Source organism: Mycobacterium sp. IDUB_21 (assembly GCF_055419425.1).
In genome coordinates, this window is the sequence record NZ_JBVAXQ010000001.1 from 520,017 (window position 1) to 534,488 (window position 14,472).

Here is a 14,472-nt window from a genome sequence, read left to right on the forward strand (position 1 = left end):
CCGGTTCGAAAAACGGCCGATTCGGCGACCAAACCGCTCACTCGGCGGGGGGACGGGGGCATCCGGCCGGTTCTGGGACAATTGGCGGTGACATGACTGCCACATCCCGAACGGCCGGCCTGCTCGGCGAAGCGCTGGTGGACCTGGACGCCATCGCCCACAACGTGCGGGTGCTGTCCGAACGGGCCGGCGCCGCGCAGGTGATGGCCGTGGTCAAGGCCGACGGCTACGGCCACGGTGCGGCCCAGGTGGCCCGCGCGGCGTTGGCCGCCGGTGCGGCCGAACTCGGGGTCGCCACCGTCGACGAGGCGCTGGCGTTGCGGGCGGCCGGCATCACCGCCCCGGTGCTGGCGTGGCTGCACGGGCCCGACACCGACTTCGCACCCGCGCTGGCCGCCGACGTGCAGATCGCGGTCTCCTCGGTGCGGCAGCTGAACGAGTTGCTCGAGGCCGTGGGGCGCACCGGCCAGACCGCGACGGTGACGGTCAAGGCCGACACCGGGATGAACCGCAACGGCGTCGGCGCCGCCGGCTACCCGGCGCTGCTGGCCGCGCTGCGCCGCGCCGTCGCCGACGACGCGATCCGGGTGCGCGGCCTGATGTCGCACCTGGCCTGCGCCGACAACGCGGCCAGCCCGGCCAATAACCTCCAGGCGCAACGGTTCTCCGACATGTTGACCCTGGCCAGCGATGAGGGCCTGAAGTTCGAGGTGGCGCACTTGGCCAATTCGGCCGCGGTGATGACCCGGCCAGATCTGGCCTTCGACATGGTGCGGCCCGGAATCGCCGTGTACGGACTGAGCCCGATCCCCGAGCGCGGCGACATGGGGCTGGTCCCCGCCATGACGCTGAAATCCATTGTGGTCTTCGTGCGTTCGATCGCAGCAGGTGAGGGTATCTCCTACGGGCACACCTGGATCGCCGACGCCGACACCACCGTGGCGCTGGTGCCGATGGGCTACGCCGACGGAGTGTTCCGCCCGCTGAGCGGACGGTTCGAGGTGCTGATCAACGGCCGGCGCCGGCGCAGCGTCGGGCGGGTGTGCATGGACCAGTTCGTCGTCGACCTCGGCCCCGGGCCGGTCGACGTCACCGAGGGCGACGAAGTCATCCTGTTCGGCTCCGGCGCGGGCGGCGAGCCAATCGCCCAGGACTGGGCCGACGCGCTCGGCACGATCCACTACGAGGTGGTGAACAGTCCGCGCGGGAGGGTCGCCAGGACGTATCGGGGGGCCGGCGCAGATGGCCGGTAAGCGGTGGCGCACCAACCTGCGGGCCGGGGGCTGGCTGGCCGGGGCGGCCGGGCTGGCCGCCGTCGGCACTATCGCCGGGTCCACGGTCGCGCGTTCGGTGACGCGGCGCACCACCTCCGAAGACCCTTACGCGGCCGAGGATTTCGAAATTCTGACGCACGACCACAGTTCGGTAGTGGTCACCGACGACGGCGTCGAACTGGCGGTGCGCGACACCGGCCCCCGCAACGCGCCGCTGACCGTGGTGTTCGCACATGGATTCTGTTTGCGGATGGAGTCATTCCACTTTCAGCGGGCGCGGCTCACCGCCGAATGGGGCCGGCAGGTCCGGATGGTCTTCTATGACCAGCGTGGCCACGGCGACTCCACCGGCGGCTCGCCGGAGACCTACACCGTGCCGCGGCTCGGCCAGGACCTGGAGGCGGTGCTGGCCGCGGCGGTGCCGCGCGGACCGGTGGTGCTGGTAGGGCACTCGATGGGCGGCATGACCGTGCTGTCGCACGCCCGGCAGTTTCCCCGGCGCTACGGCAGCCGGATCGTCGGCGTGGCACTGATTTCCACGGCGGCCAAAGGGGTTTCCCGATCGCCGCTGGGGGAGATCCTGCGCAACCCGGCTCTGGAGGCGGTCCAGTTCACAGTGCGTTACATCCCGGGACTCGTGCACCGCGGCCGCGGTGCGGCCCGCCGGGTGATCTCACCGATCCTGCGCGCCGCCTCTTACGGCACCGACCAGATCAGCCCGAGCGTGGTGGCCTTCTCCGAGGAGATGATGCACACCACCCCGGTCGCCACCATGGTGGGTTTTCTGCATGCGCTGGAGGTTCACGACGAGAGCGCCGCTCTGACGACGCTGGCCAAGATCCCGACCCTGGTGGCCTGCGGCGACCGCGACCTGCTCACCCCGGACGGCTATTCCCGGGCGATGGCGGCCACCCTGTGGGACTGCGAGCTGGTGATCGTGCCCGGGGCCGGGCATCTGGTGCAACTGGAGGAGCCCGACGTCATCGACGACGCGCTGGTTCGGTTGGTGGAGCGGGCCACTCCGCGCCGCGTCGTGCTCACTCGTCGGCTGCGCCGGAAGGCCGGGCGCAGTGGCTGAGACGCAGAGCCTGGCGACAGCCGAAGACACCATTGAGTTGGGAGCACGCCTCGGCGCCCAACTGCGAGCCGGCGACGTGGTAGTGCTCTCCGGGCCGCTCGGTGCCGGAAAGACTGTGCTGGCCAAGGGGATCGCCGCGGCACTCGAGGTCGAGGGCCCGGTAACCTCGCCGACGTTCGTGCTGGCCCGGGAACATCGTCCCCGCCGGCCGGGCACCCCGGCGATGGTCCACGTCGACCTGTACCGGCTGCTCGACGAGTCGGGCCTGGACTTGCTGGCCGAGTTGGACTCACTGGATCTGGACACCGAACTCGACGACGCCGTCGTGGTGGTGGAGTGGGGCGAGGGACTAGCCGAGCGGCTTTCGGAGCGGCACTTGGATATTCGGCTGGACCGCGGCGCCGAGTCCGAGAAGCGCACCGCAACCTGGCGGTGGCACACGCCGTGACGGGGGCCATTCTGACCATCGACACCGCCACGCCTGCGGTCACCGCTGGCGTGGTGGCCGCGGACCGGCGCACGGTGCTGGCTGAGCGGGTCACGCTGGATGCCCGTGCGCACGCCGAGCGGCTCACCCCCAATGTGCTTGCCGCACTGGCCGACGCCGGGCTGAGCATGACCGACCTGGCCGCGGTGGTGGTGGGTTGTGGGCCGGGTCCGTTCACCGGGCTGCGGGTCGGGATGGCCAGTGCCGCCGCCTACGGGCATGCGCTGGGCATCGGCGTGCACGGGGTGTGCAGCCTGGATGCCATCGGGGTGTGCGCCCCCGGAGCGACCCTGGTGGTCACCGACGCCCGGCGCCGCGAGGTCTACTGGGCGCGCTACCGCGACGGTGTCCGGGTGGCCGGCCCGGCCGTCAGTGCCCCGGCAGACGTCCACCCCGGCGACGCCGTCGCGGTGGCCGGGTCACCCGCGCACGCCGCGTTGTTCGACCTCCCCACGATCGGCGTGTCCTATCCGACTCCCGCGGGGCTGGTTGCAGCGGTGCGGGATTGGGGTGTCGAGCCGGCGCCGCTGGTGCCGCTGTACCTGCGCCGCCCCGATGCAAAACCGTCGGGTTCAGTAAGGCCGCCGGTGTCCATCGGCGCGCTGGTGGAGACCGATGCGGAGCGCTGCGCCGAACTGGAGGCGCAGCTGTTCGGCGGCGACGACCCGTGGCCGGCCGCGGCGTTCCATCGCGCGATCGGCGCGCGCGACAACCGCTATGTCGCGGCCCGGGTCGGCGACACCGTGGTCGGCTACGGCGGGATCGCGCGGCTCGGGCGCACCCCGCCGTTCGAGTTCGAGGTGCACACCATCGGGGTGGACCCGGCCCACCAGGGGCGCGGCATCGGCCGCCGGCTGCTGGCCGACCTGCTGGACTACGCCGACGGCGGCGTCGTGCACCTGGAGGTCCGCACCGATAACGCCGCGGCGATCGCGCTCTACCGCGACGTCGGCTTCGTCGAGACCCGATTGCGTAAGCGCTACTACCGCAACGGCGCCGATGCCTACACGATGAAGCGGGAGGCCCAATCTTGACAGTAGTACTTGCGATTGAATCCTCCTGCGACGAAACAGGTGTCGGTATCACCCGGCTGGACGCCGACGGCACGCTGACCCTGCTGGCCGACGAGGTGGCCTCCAGCGTGGAGGAGCACACCCGCTTCGGCGGGGTGGTGCCCGAGATCGCGTCGCGGGCACACCTGGAGGCGTTGGGGCCCACCATGCGGCGGGCGCTGGCGACGGCCGGGGTGCGACGTCCCGACGTAGTGGCGGCCACCATCGGGCCGGGCCTGGCGGGGGCGCTGCTGGTGGGGGTGGCCGCGGCCAAGGCCTATGCGGCGGCCTGGGGGGTGCCGTTCTACGCGGTCAACCACCTGGGTGGGCACCTGGCCGCCGACGTCTACGCCCATGGCCCGCTGCCGGAGTGCGTGGGCCTGCTGGTCTCCGGCGGCCACACCCACCTGCTGCATGTGACCGCACTGGGGGAGCCGATCGTCGAGTTGGGCAGCACCGTCGACGACGCCGCGGGGGAGGCCTACGACAAGGTGGCCCGGCTACTCGGGCTGGGCTACCCCGGCGGGCGGGCGCTCGACGAGCTGGCCCGCACCGGCGACCGCAGCGCGGTGGTGTTCCCGCGCGGGATGACCGGTCCGCGCGACGCCCCGTACGTGTTCAGCTTCTCGGGGCTGAAGACCGCGGTGGCCCGTTATGTGGAGGCCAACCCCGACTTCGTCCCCGCTGACGTGGCGGCCGGGTTTCAGGAATCTGTCGCCGACGTGCTGACCGCCAAGGCGGTGCGTGCGGCCACCGACCTCGGCGTCGGCACGCTGCTGATTGCCGGTGGGGTGGCCGCCAACTCCCGGCTGCGTGAGCTGGCCGAACAACGCTGTGCGGCAGCAGGTTTGACCCTGCGCATCCCGCCGCTGCGGTTGTGCACCGACAACGCGGCAATGATCGCGTCGTTCGCGGCGCATCTGATCGCCGCCGGAGCGGCGCCGTCGCCGCTGGACGTGGCCACCAACCCGGGTTTGCCGGTGGTGCAGGGCCGGGTCGGCTGAATCCGTCGTCACCACGCTCGCGGGCGGGGGAATGCCGCTTCAGCGGGTGACGATCAGCAGGTCGGTCGCCCAGGCCTGGGTGAAGGTGGCCATCGGGATCTGCTCGTCGCGACCGGTGGGGGTGGTCGCGCCGAAGTTTCGAGTCGCAGCAACCCCCCCTTGAGTGCTAGCACTCTCGTGTATAGAGTGCTAGGTGGCAGTCGGACGATTCCTTGCTCGGCACCCGCGACGACGACGCGAGGGCTCGCACGAATGCCGAACACCTTAAGTAAGTAGATCCCCGATGGGCCCGGCTGTGCCGGGTCGCATCCAGACAAATGTGGAGGGCTCCAATCGTGGCGAGCGTGAACATCAAGCCACTCGAGGACAAGATCCTCGTTCAGGCCAACGAGGCCGAGACCACGACCGCTTCCGGTCTGGTCATTCCCGACACCGCCAAGGAGAAGCCGCAGGAAGGCACCGTCATCGCTGTCGGCCCCGGCCGGTGGGACGAGGACGGCGACAAGCGGATTCCGCTGGACGTCTCCGAAGGCGATGTCGTCATCTACAGCAAGTACGGCGGCACCGAGATCAAGTACAACGGCGAGGAGTACCTGATCCTGTCCGCGCGCGACGTGCTGGCCATCGTAGGTAAGTAAGTCGGCAAGTAGCCACAAGCAGACACCGTGCCCGCCCCGGAGATCCCCGTAATACGGGTGATGTCCGGGGCGGCACGCGTGAAGGGAAAGAAGAGCTATGAGCAAGCAGATTGAATTCAACGAGGCCGCTCGCCGGGCACTGGAAGCCGGCGTCGACAAACTCGCCAACGCGGTCCGCGTCACCCTGGGTCCGCGCGGCCGCACCGTGGTGCTGGCCAAGTCGTTCGGCGGCCCGACGGTGACCATGGACGGCGTCACCGTCGCCCGTGAGGTCGACCTGGAAGACCCGTTCGAGAACCTCGGCGCCCAGCTGGTGAAGTCGGTGGCTACCAAGACCAACGATGTGGCCGGCGACGGCACCACCACCGCCACCGTGCTGGCCCAGGCCATCATCTCCGGTGGGCTGCGCAACGTTGCGGCCGGCGCCAACCCGATCGCCATGGGCGCCGGTATCGCCAAGGCAGCCGACGCGACGTCGGCGGCGCTGCTGGCCGCTGCGACCCCGGTCACGGGCAAGGAGTCGATCGCGCAGGTCGCCAGTGTGTCCTCGCGCGACGAGCAGATCGGTGAGCTGGTCGGCGAGGCGATGACCAAGGTCGGCAGTGACGGCGTGGTCAGCGTGGAGGAGTCTTCGACCCTTTCCACCGAGCTGGAGATCACCGACGGTGTCGGCTTCGACAAGGGTTTCCTGTCGGCCTACTTCGTCACCGATTTCGACTCGCAGGAGGCCGTCCTGGAGGACGCGCTGATCCTGGTGCACCAGGACAAGATCAGCTCGCTGCCGGACCTGCTGCCGCTGCTGGAGAAGGTCGTCGAAGCGGGTAAGCCGCTGGTGATCATCGCCGAGGACGTCGAGGGCGAGCCGCTGTCGACGCTGGTGGTCAACGCCATCCGCAAGACCCTCAAGGCCGTCGCGGTCAAGGCGCCGTACTTCGGCGACCGGCGCAAGGCGTTCCTGGAGGACCTCGCGATCGTCACCGGCGCCCAGGTGGTCAACCCGGACGTCGGCTTGACGCTGCGTGAGGCCGGCCTGGACGTGCTCGGCACCGCACGCCGAGTCGTGGTGTCCAAGGACGACACCGTCATCATTGACGGAGGTGGCGGGGACGACCTGGTCGCCGGTCGCGTCAAGCAGCTGCGCGCCGAGATCGAGGCGACCGACTCCGACTGGGACCGCGAAAAGCTCGAGGAGCGCCTCGCCAAGCTGGCCGGCGGTGTGGCGGTGATCAAGGTCGGCGCGGCAACCGAGACCGCGCTCAAGGAACGCAAGCACCGGGTCGAGGACGCGGTGTCGGCGGCCAAGGCCGCGGTCGAGGAGGGCATCGTCAGCGGTGGCGGCACTGCACTGCTGCAGGCCCGCGCCGCGCTTTCGGAGTTGAAGTCCTCGCTGACCGGCGACGAGAAGCTGGGTGTGGAGGTGTTCGCCGCCGCGCTGAGCGCACCGCTGTACTGGATCGCCACCAACGCCGGCGTGGACGGTGCGGTGGTGACCAGCAAGGTCGCCGAGCTGCCGGCCGGGCAGGGCTTCAACGCCGCCACGCTGACCTACGGGGACCTGGCCGCCGCTGGAATCGTCGACCCGGTCAAGGTGACCCGTTCGGCGGTGCTCAACGCGGCCTCGGTGGCGCGGATGGTGCTGACCACCGAGACCGCGGTGGTCGAAAAGCCCGTCGACGCCGATGACCACGCCGGGCACGGACACCACGGGCACGCGCACTAGCTAGTTCCAACGAAGCCACCCCCGGCCCGATCTCGAAGGGCCGGGGGTGCTTCGTTTCGCCAGTTCGGTTGTGGCTAAGCCTTCTTCAGCGCTTCGATGTCCAGCGTGACGGTGACCTTGTCACCCAACACGACCCCGCCTGTTTCCAATGGCATGTTGATGTCGATCCCGAAGTCCTTGCGGTTCAGCGTGACCGATGCCGAGAAGCCCGCTACCGGCCCGGGGCCCATACCCGGGGACATCCCGTTGAACGCCAGGGCGAGGCTGATCGGTTTGGTGACGCCTTTGAGCGTGAAATCGCCTTTGAGGACATAGCCGCCCGCGCCGTCGGGTGACACGCCGGTGGAAGTGAAGGTGGCGGTCGGGTACTGCTCGACGTCGAAGAACGTTGCCGACTTCAGGTGGGCGTCACGGTCATCGTTGCCGGTGCTGACCGAATCGACGGCGATCTGCGCGGACACCGACGGTATGCCGTCATCAGAGACGGTGATCTCGCCGCTGAAGGTGCCCAGGGTGCCGTGTACCCGGCTGACCATCAGATGGCGCACGGAGAAGTTGATCGACGAATGAGCCGGGTCGATGGTCCAGACCCCGGCCGGTACTTCGGAGACGGCGACGTTGTCCGTCTTTTTCGGCACCGGGTGAGCGACGGGCTCCCGGATGGCGTGCAGCCCGGTCAGGGGACCGTCTACCTGCATCAAGTGGCCCATTCGAAGGGGGCCGAGGTCGACGGGCGCGAACCCGAAACCGTCGACGACGGAGCGGAACAGCTCTTTGCTGCCTTGGTCATCGCCGGCGTAGAACAGGATTCGGCGGCCGGTGTCGGTGACCGGGTCGGCAGCGATCTTGGGGGCGTACATGTTGTCGAACGCCTTGATGACGTGTGCTCCGGGGACCAGTGAGGCGACGAGTTCGCTGCCCCCGACTTCGAGGTGGTCGACGACGAAATCGGGCGGCGGCGCTGCCCACTGGTTGGTGGCGTCGATGAGGATTCGTCCCCCGCGGTGGGGAAGATCGCGCACCGCTGCGCGGACCTGGTTCCAGGTGACGGCCAGTACGACGAAATCCGCGGCACCGGCTTCGGCCACGGTGCCGGCCGAGGCTTGCGGGCCGAAGGCGTCCACGAGCTCACCGAGGGTCTCGGGACCGCGACTGTTGCTGAAGACGACGTCGTGGCCGGCCTTGATCGCCTGACCTGCGATGGCGCGAGAAAGTGTCCCGGCCCCGATCATTCCGAACTTCATGGGTGCTCTCCTCTAAATAGTTGAAGGTTCAATCAATGACTTTAGGACAAGGAACTTGAAGCGTCAACTAAATCGGCTTACGCTGAGGACTGTGAACACGAACCCCGCCGCACGGCCCGAGCCGTGGCTCGACGACGATCAACAACGGGCTTGGCGCCACGTCGTGGGACTGTTCATGATGCTGCCCGCCGCGCTCGACAGCGATCTGCAACGAAACGCCGGGCTGTCGTCGTACGAATACCACGTCCTCGCGGCCCTGTCGGAAACCGCTGACCGAACATTGCGGATGAGCGATCTCGCCTACCAGTCGAGCTCCTCGTTATCGCGGTTGTCGCACCTGATTTCCCGATTGCAGAAGCGAGGGTGGGTCATCAAGCGGCCCTGCGAGAACGATCGAAGGGCCAGTACCGTCCTGCTCACCGCCGCCGGCGAACGGAAGCTCCGTGACGCAGCTCCCGGTCACGCGCAGCTGGTGCGGGACCTGGTCGTTGGGCCCTTGGGTCCGGTGCGACTCCAGCAGTTGGGCGAGGCTGCCGCCACGGTCGTCCAGGCGATCGAGACAGCCGACCGCGCCCGGAAGCAATCTGACGGGTAGCCGCCGGTTCCGCCCGCCATGCTTGACGCGCGTTCGCGCGCGGCGCAGTGTGAGACAGGTCATGCGACCACTGGTCACACCAGGCAGGAAGGCGGCAGCTCATGACTACAAGGGACAAGTACACCGAGGTGCCCGCACCGTATGCGTGGGAGGTCCCCAGCGCCGGCGACGCGCGCTTCACCTGGGAGTACGACGACGGGCGAGCCCGGCTTCTTTCCCTGTACCAAAAAGGGAAGGACAAGCAGTGGGATGCCCAGTCGCGTATCGACTGGGCGCAAGACGTCGACCCGCTGAACCCGATCGGGCTGCCCGACGAGTTCCATCCGCTGTTCGGCAGCCCGATGTGGGAGGCCGCGGACGACGCACGTCGCGCCGAGATGCGTCAGCATTCCCAGGCCTGGCAGCTCTCGCAGTTCCTGCATGGGGAGCAGGGCGCGATGGTATGCGCGGCAAAGATCGTCGAGGTCGTTCCGGACCTGGACGCGAAGTTCTACGCGGCCACCCAGACCATGGACGAGGCCCGCCACGTCGAGGCGTTCTCGCGGTTCCTGCAGGAGAAGGTCGACATGGTCTACCCGATCAATAAACACCTGACCGCACTGCTGGACGACACCCTGAGCGACTCCCGTTGGGACATGCCCTATCTCGGCATGCAGGTCCTCATCGAGGGGCTCGCCCTCGCCGCTTTCGGGGTGCTGCGTGACATGTCGGCGCCGGGTTCGCTGGCCAAGCAGGTGCTGGCCTACGTCATGCAGGACGAGGCCAGGCACGTCGCCTTCGGCCGAATCTCCCTGAAGGACTACTACTCCGCGCTCACCGAGACCGAGCGGGGCGAGCGCGAAGAGTTCGTCGTGGACGCCTGCTACCTGATGCGCGACCGATTCCGTGGCGAGGAGGTCTTCGAAACCCTCGGCATGGACGTGAAAGCGTGCGCGGAGTGGGTCGACACGTCGCCGCTGATGACCCAGTTCCGCTCACATCTGTTCAGCCGCATCGTGCCGATCGTCAAGGATATCGGGTTGTGGGGCGAGAAGGTGCAGAACGCCTTCCGGGACATGGGTGTGCTCGACATGGCGGGCTTCGACATCGAGGCCTTGATGAAGGCCGACGAGGATCAGGCTGAGTCGCTGGACAAGGCGCACGCCGAGATGGCCGACCGGGCCACAGAGGTGAATGAGGTGATCGCGGCGGGTGCGAGCTGACGCAACGGGCTCACAACACTGCCTCGACGCGGCGTGTCCGTTTGTAACCGCGTTTGTAACCGCGGAGAACGGGTATTGATCCACCACGTCGTCGAGGACGGCGACGCGTTGAAGGCTCTCTAAAGGAGATCATCATGAACCCAGTGGCGGCCACCGAATTCCTGGCCCGCTCTACCACGTTGACCAGTGTCGGGTGGATCGGTTACATCATTATCGGCGCCATCGCAGGCTGGCTGGCGGGCATCGCCATGAAGTCCAAGTACGGCCTGCTCACCGACATCGTGGTGGGCGTTGTCGGCGCTCTGATCGGTGGTTTCCTGCTCAGCTTCGTCGTCGACACGGCGAGCGGCGGATGGTGGTTCACCTTGTTCACTGCAACCCTGGGTGCGATCATCCTGCTCTGGGTGCTGCGCCTTTTCGGCCGCGAAGCGTAAGGGCGGGAATGATGATGAAATATGTTGCGGTTGCGGCGATGGCCGTCGGCGTGCTGCTGTCCAGCGGGTGCTCGGCATCGAAGGTGATCAATACCGGCGGTGACACGAGGTGCAAAGACTTCGTCGACCAGGATGAGAAGAAGCAGGACGACGAGATCAGCAAGATGCTCAAGGACAAGAGCGGTGCAGACCCCAGCAGTCTGGAGATCTCTGCGACTCGCCTGTCAGTGTCGACCTACTGCAAGACGCTGGGAAAGCCGGACAGCAAGATCTCCGAGGCCCCGCACGGCTGAGGGCGGTGGCGTGCTCGGAATTCTGCTGGATAGCAAGGTAGTTCGCGCCGGCTGGAACGGGCTGGGCTTTAGAAGAAGTTGCTGAACAGCAGATTCATCGAGTCGAACACGGCCTGGAACGGATCACTGTTGGCCACTCCGTGCTCGACTAACGCACTGAGCCAGGCGTCGAAGGCGTTGATGCCGCTGTTGTCGATCTCGATGTAGGTCAGGGCGCCGTCGACCGTCGTGGTGGCGTCGGCGATCTGATCCGGGGTCAACCCGAGGTACTCCACGTGCGGTCCGAAGATACCCAGCAGCGCGCCCCATAAGCCGTTGTCGGCGTAGGCGTCTGCGAAGTTGGAAACCGGATCGTCGGGCAGACCGTAGATGGTGGCCTCGTACAGGTCATTGGGCGTCAGGTTGCCGAGGACTTCGTTCATGCCGAGCAGGTCGAGCAGCCAGTTCGTCAGGCTGGGGCCGAGTGTCGCGTCCATCGCGGATTCCAGGTATTGCCAGATGCCGTCCGGGGCGGAGGGGTCGCCGATGAACACGAAGTGCAACGAGTCGTGCGGGATGCCCAGTTCGTCGAGCCGGGTCATGGCGATCGACGCGGCCGTGGCGCTTTGCGAGTACCCGAAGATGGTCAGCGGGTGGTCGGCGTCGAACGCGCCGGGGTTCGCGTTGAATGCGTTCTGGACGGCGAGCGTGATCAGGGATGCACCGGTGAGGCTGCTCGGGCCCTGCTGGAGTAGTTCGGGTGTCGTCAGCACCTGCAGTGGGGCGCTGCACGGATCGGTGCCGTCCATGTAACAGACCGTCGAGTCGGTTGACCCGCCATTGAAACCCAGCGGGTTCAGGTAGAGGTTCTCGGCGGACCGCGCGTATTCCGGTGACGGCGTCGGCTGACCGGTTCCGCCGAGGATGAGCGCCATCTCGCTGCCCGCCAGCGGACCGGAAGTAGCCAGCAGGGCGGCCTCGGACAGCAGGGAGCCGACGGGTTGACTGATAGCCGCGCCGGACGCTGCGACGATCATGCCGACGGCGGCAAGCCCGGCGACTGCGTTACGTGCGCTCCCGTGACGCGCGACCGGAATCGTGGCGTCCCCCCCGCTGTGCATCACATGTGAATATCACATTCTCATCTGTGAGTCTAGGGTTCTCGGTATGGACCAACAGACCTATGACAGGGGCCGCGAGATCCGCACGGCCGTGCTCGGCGAAGCGTATGTGGCTGCGGCCGGCGATGGCGACGACTTCGCAAAGCCGTTCCAGGAGTTGGTCACCGAATACTGCTGGGGTGCGGTGTGGGGGCGCGACGGCTTGTCGCGCAAGACCCGCAGCATGCTCAACCTGGCGATGATCGCGGTGCTCAACCGGCCCAACGAACTGCGCACCCACGTCAAGGGGGCGCTCAGCAATGGCCTCACCCGCGAGGAGATCCGGGAGGTCTTCATGCAGGTGGCGGTCTACGCCGGCGTTCCCGCGGCGGTGGACAGCTTCCGGATCGCCCGCGAGGCGTTCACCGAATACGAGAACGCGCAATGATCGGTTTCATCGGCTTGGGCAACATGGGATTTCCCATGGCAAACCGGCTGGCAGCCGCGGGCCGCGAACTGGTGGTCTTCGACACCCGCAGCGAAGTGATCGATCGCGCAACGACGTTCGGCGCGCACGCTGCATCGTCACCGCGGGAAGTGGCGGACCGGGCGGAGATCGTGTTGGCCAGTCTGCCGTCGTTGCAGGCATCCTCGGCGGTGGCCGAGAGTGTGGCCGACGGCACCAAGGTCACGCTGTTCGTCGACTTGTCGACGGTGGGAAGCGATGTGGCGCAGCGCAATCATGACACGCTGGCCGCCGGCGGGATCGCGGCGCTGGACGCACCGGTGAGCGGCGGTGTGGGCGGGGCCCAGCAGGGCAGCCTGGCCATCATGGTGTCGGGGCCGCGCGCTGCGTTCGACACCGCCAAGGCGCTGTTGGACGAGCTCGGCCGACCGTTCTTCGTCGATGAGAAGCCCGGCGCCGCCCAGACGATGAAACTGGTCAACAACCTGATGGCGGCCACGACGCTGGCTGCGACCGCCGAAGTCATGGTGATGGGGGTCAAGGCCGGCCTTGACCCGCAGGTGATGCTCGAGGTGCTCAACGCCGGTTCGGGTGGAACCCATGCCAGCCGCGACAAGTTCCCCAAAGCGGTGCTGCCGCGCACCTTCGACTACGGGTTCGCGACCGGCCTGATGGTCAAGGATGTACGTCTCTACCTCGATGAGGCGAAGGCACTGGGCCTGCCGGTGCAGGTGGCCGACGCGGTGGCCGGCATGTGGGAGGCGACGTTGCGTGAGCAGGGCGCCGACTCCGATTTCACCTGCATCGTCAAGGTATTGGAGGCCGCGGCCGGGGTGAGCGTGGTCAGAAGAAGTCGTTGAAAAGCAGTTGCAGTGAATCCCACAGGCTCTCAAAGATCCCGCTGTTGGCCGCACCCCCGGCGAAAACCGCGTCGATCCAGGCGCCGAAGCCGTTGATGTCGCTGTCGTCGATGTTGATGTAGGTCAGGGCGCCGTCCACCGTGGTGGTCGCGTCGGCGACCTGATCCGGTGTCAACCCCAGGTACCACACGTGCGGCCAGAGGATATCCAGCAGCGCGCCGAACAGACCCTTTTCTTCGAAGACGTCGGAGAAGTTGGGCACCGGATCGCCCGGCAGGCTGTAGATCGTCGCCGCGTACAGGTCGTCGGGGGTGACGTTGCCGAGCACCTCGGTCATGCCGAAGGTCTTGAGCAGAAAGACGGTCAGATCTGTACCGAGCGTCGCATCCATGGCCGATTCGATGTTGGACCACACACCGGTAACCGGCATGGACGGATCGCCGATGAACACGAAGTGCAGCGCATCGTGCGGGATGCCCAATTCGTCGAGTCGGGTCATGGCGATCGACTCGGCGGCGGCGCTCTGGGAGTACCCGAAGATGGTCAGCGGGTGATCGGCGTCGAACGCGCCGGGGTTGGCGTCGAATTGGTTCTGGACGGCCAGCACGATGGCCGATGCGGCCGTGAGACTGCTCGGGCCCTGCTGGATCAGTTCGGGCGTCGTCAGCACCTGCAGCGGGGCGCTGCACGGGTCGGTGCCGTCCATGTAACAGACCGTCGAGTCGGTTGAGCCGTCATTGAAACCCAGTGGGTTCAGATACAGGTTCTCGGCGGAACGCGCGAACTCCGGTGACGGCGTCGGTTCGGTGGTGCCGCCGAGGATGAGCGCCGTTACGCTGCCCGCCAGCGGACCGGTAGACGACAGCAGCGTCGCCGCGGCATGGACGGTTTGGCCGGCGGCCACACCGCCGGTGGCAACGACCATGCCGGTGACGGCAATGCGGGCGATTGCGTGGTGGTACCCCCTGTTACGCATTGCATTGGCTTACCACATTCCGATATTCGGACAGGGGTTTTTTAGGGTTGCCGACGCGTCAAATCAATCT

The 14,472-nt window shown here is 67.4% G+C and carries 16 protein-coding genes and 2 pseudogenes; 14 read left to right on the forward strand and 4 right to left on the reverse strand.

What is annotated here, in order from left to right; translation table 11 throughout:
• Positions 1-92 precede the first annotated feature (92 nt).
• The 8 genes and pseudogenes from alr (at position 93) to groL (ending at position 7,253) form a co-directional block, all read left to right on the forward strand.
• A complete protein-coding gene (gene alr / locus ACZYY4_RS02535; RefSeq protein ID WP_463807838.1) occupies positions 93-1,253 on the forward strand; it encodes an alanine racemase in 1,161 nt (386 codons plus the stop codon).
• The gene (locus ACZYY4_RS02540) at positions 1,243-2,352 is read left to right on the forward strand and encodes an alpha/beta fold hydrolase (RefSeq protein WP_463807839.1); all 1,110 of its coding nucleotides are present in this window, start codon (positions 1,243-1,245) and stop codon (positions 2,350-2,352) included. Before alr ends, ACZYY4_RS02540 begins: the two co-directional genes overlap by 11 nt.
• Positions 2,345-2,800: a tRNA (adenosine(37)-N6)-threonylcarbamoyltransferase complex ATPase subunit type 1 TsaE gene (gene tsaE, locus ACZYY4_RS02545; protein WP_463807840.1), complete on the forward strand. Its 456-nt coding sequence runs from the start codon at positions 2,345-2,347 to the stop codon at positions 2,798-2,800. Before ACZYY4_RS02540 ends, tsaE begins: the two co-directional genes overlap by 8 nt.
• Positions 2,785-3,405, forward strand: a pseudogene (gene tsaB, locus ACZYY4_RS02550) (tRNA (adenosine(37)-N6)-threonylcarbamoyltransferase complex dimerization subunit type 1 TsaB); the annotation flags it as partial. The gene tsaE and the pseudogene tsaB, both read left to right, overlap by 16 nt.
• A complete protein-coding gene (rimI, locus tag ACZYY4_RS02555) occupies positions 3,382-3,873 on the forward strand; it encodes a ribosomal protein S18-alanine N-acetyltransferase (RefSeq protein ID WP_463807966.1) in 492 nt (163 codons plus the stop codon). The pseudogene tsaB and the gene rimI, both read left to right, overlap by 24 nt.
• The gene (tsaD, locus tag ACZYY4_RS02560) at positions 3,870-4,895 is read left to right on the forward strand and encodes a tRNA (adenosine(37)-N6)-threonylcarbamoyltransferase complex transferase subunit TsaD (RefSeq protein ID WP_463807841.1); all 1,026 of its coding nucleotides are present in this window, start codon (positions 3,870-3,872) and stop codon (positions 4,893-4,895) included. Before rimI ends, tsaD begins: the two co-directional genes overlap by 4 nt.
• A gap of 335 nt (positions 4,896-5,230) precedes the next feature.
• Positions 5,231-5,533 (forward strand): co-chaperone GroES, encoded by a 303-nt coding sequence (gene groES / locus ACZYY4_RS02565; protein ID WP_463807842.1) that lies wholly within the window; start codon positions 5,231-5,233, stop codon positions 5,531-5,533.
• A gap of 97 nt (positions 5,534-5,630) precedes the next feature.
• Complete coding sequence (gene groL / locus ACZYY4_RS02570; RefSeq protein WP_463807843.1) at positions 5,631-7,253, forward strand: chaperonin GroEL; 1,623 nt, start codon at positions 5,631-5,633, stop codon at positions 7,251-7,253.
• Positions 7,254-7,327: 74 nt separating this feature from the next.
• On the opposite strand, the gene ACZYY4_RS02575 is transcribed toward groL, so the two are convergent.
• Together ACZYY4_RS02575 and ACZYY4_RS02580 are read right to left on the reverse strand one after the other, a co-directional pair.
• Positions 7,328-7,891, reverse strand: coding sequence for a YceI family protein (locus ACZYY4_RS02575; RefSeq protein WP_463807967.1), 564 nt, complete (start codon positions 7,889-7,891; stop codon positions 7,328-7,330).
• Between the two features lie 345 nt (positions 7,892-8,236).
• Positions 8,237-8,497, reverse strand: a pseudogene (locus ACZYY4_RS02580) (NAD(P)-binding domain-containing protein); the annotation flags it as partial.
• A 91-nt stretch (positions 8,498-8,588) separates the two neighbouring features.
• On the opposite strand from ACZYY4_RS02580, the gene ACZYY4_RS02585 reads away from it, so the two are divergent.
• The 4 genes from ACZYY4_RS02585 (at position 8,589) to ACZYY4_RS02600 (ending at position 11,021) form a co-directional block, all read left to right on the forward strand.
• Positions 8,589-9,092, forward strand: coding sequence for a MarR family winged helix-turn-helix transcriptional regulator (locus tag ACZYY4_RS02585; RefSeq protein ID WP_463807844.1), 504 nt, complete (start codon positions 8,589-8,591; stop codon positions 9,090-9,092).
• A 101-nt stretch (positions 9,093-9,193) separates the two neighbouring features.
• Positions 9,194-10,294 carry a ferritin-like domain-containing protein gene (locus tag ACZYY4_RS02590; RefSeq protein ID WP_463807845.1) on the forward strand — a complete coding sequence of 367 codons (1,101 nt, stop codon included), beginning with the start codon at positions 9,194-9,196 and terminating at the stop codon, positions 10,292-10,294.
• 134 nt (positions 10,295-10,428) lie between these two features.
• On the forward strand, positions 10,429-10,728 hold the full coding sequence (locus tag ACZYY4_RS02595; RefSeq protein WP_463807846.1) for a GlsB/YeaQ/YmgE family stress response membrane protein: 300 nt from the start codon (positions 10,429-10,431) through the stop codon (positions 10,726-10,728).
• An 11-nt stretch (positions 10,729-10,739) separates the two neighbouring features.
• Entirely contained in the window at positions 10,740-11,021 is a 282-nt protein-coding gene (locus tag ACZYY4_RS02600) for a hypothetical protein (RefSeq protein WP_463807847.1), read from the forward strand.
• Positions 11,022-11,089: 68 nt separating this feature from the next.
• Here the strand turns inward: ACZYY4_RS02600 and ACZYY4_RS02605 are convergent, their stop codons facing one another.
• On the reverse strand, positions 11,090-12,121 hold the full coding sequence (locus ACZYY4_RS02605; RefSeq protein WP_463807848.1) for a PE-PPE domain-containing protein: 1,032 nt from the start codon (positions 12,119-12,121) through the stop codon (positions 11,090-11,092).
• Between the two features lie 46 nt (positions 12,122-12,167).
• On the opposite strand from ACZYY4_RS02605, the gene ACZYY4_RS02610 reads away from it, so the two are divergent.
• Both ACZYY4_RS02610 and ACZYY4_RS02615 read left to right on the forward strand, forming a co-directional pair.
• Positions 12,168-12,548 (forward strand): carboxymuconolactone decarboxylase family protein, encoded by a 381-nt coding sequence (locus ACZYY4_RS02610; protein WP_463807849.1) that lies wholly within the window; start codon positions 12,168-12,170, stop codon positions 12,546-12,548.
• Positions 12,545-13,426, forward strand: a complete 882-nt coding sequence (locus ACZYY4_RS02615; protein WP_463807850.1) for an NAD(P)-dependent oxidoreductase — start codon at positions 12,545-12,547, stop codon at positions 13,424-13,426. Before ACZYY4_RS02610 ends, ACZYY4_RS02615 begins: the two co-directional genes overlap by 4 nt.
• Here the strand turns inward: ACZYY4_RS02615 and ACZYY4_RS02620 are convergent.
• Positions 13,410-14,402, reverse strand: coding sequence for a PE-PPE domain-containing protein (locus ACZYY4_RS02620; protein WP_463807851.1), 993 nt, complete (start codon positions 14,400-14,402; stop codon positions 13,410-13,412). The genes ACZYY4_RS02615 and ACZYY4_RS02620 overlap by 17 nt on opposite strands.
• Positions 14,403-14,472 lie beyond the last annotated feature (70 nt).

What these genes read in the sequence shown, in the direction of transcription:
- alr (WP_463807838.1), top strand. Translation starts at nt 93, where the DNA reads ATGACTGCCACATCCCGAACGGCCGGCCTGCTCGGCGAAGCGCTGGTG.
- ACZYY4_RS02540 (WP_463807839.1), top strand. Translation starts at nt 1,243, where the DNA reads ATGGCCGGTAAGCGGTGGCGCACCAACCTGCGGGCCGGGGGCTGGCTG.
- groL (WP_463807843.1), top strand. Translation starts at nt 5,631, where the DNA reads ATGAGCAAGCAGATTGAATTCAACGAGGCCGCTCGCCGGGCACTGGAA.
- ACZYY4_RS02590 (WP_463807845.1), top strand. Translation starts at nt 9,194, where the DNA reads ATGACTACAAGGGACAAGTACACCGAGGTGCCCGCACCGTATGCGTGG.
- ACZYY4_RS02595 (WP_463807846.1), top strand. Translation starts at nt 10,429, where the DNA reads ATGAACCCAGTGGCGGCCACCGAATTCCTGGCCCGCTCTACCACGTTG.
- ACZYY4_RS02600 (WP_463807847.1), top strand. Translation starts at nt 10,740, where the DNA reads ATGATGAAATATGTTGCGGTTGCGGCGATGGCCGTCGGCGTGCTGCTG.
- ACZYY4_RS02605 (WP_463807848.1), bottom strand. Translation starts at nt 12,121, where the DNA reads ATGCACAGCGGGGGGGACGCCACGATTCCGGTCGCGCGTCACGGGAGC.
- ACZYY4_RS02610 (WP_463807849.1), top strand. Translation starts at nt 12,168, where the DNA reads ATGGACCAACAGACCTATGACAGGGGCCGCGAGATCCGCACGGCCGTG.
- ACZYY4_RS02615 (WP_463807850.1), top strand. Translation starts at nt 12,545, where the DNA reads ATGATCGGTTTCATCGGCTTGGGCAACATGGGATTTCCCATGGCAAAC.
- ACZYY4_RS02620 (WP_463807851.1), bottom strand. Translation starts at nt 14,402, where the DNA reads ATGCGTAACAGGGGGTACCACCACGCAATCGCCCGCATTGCCGTCACC.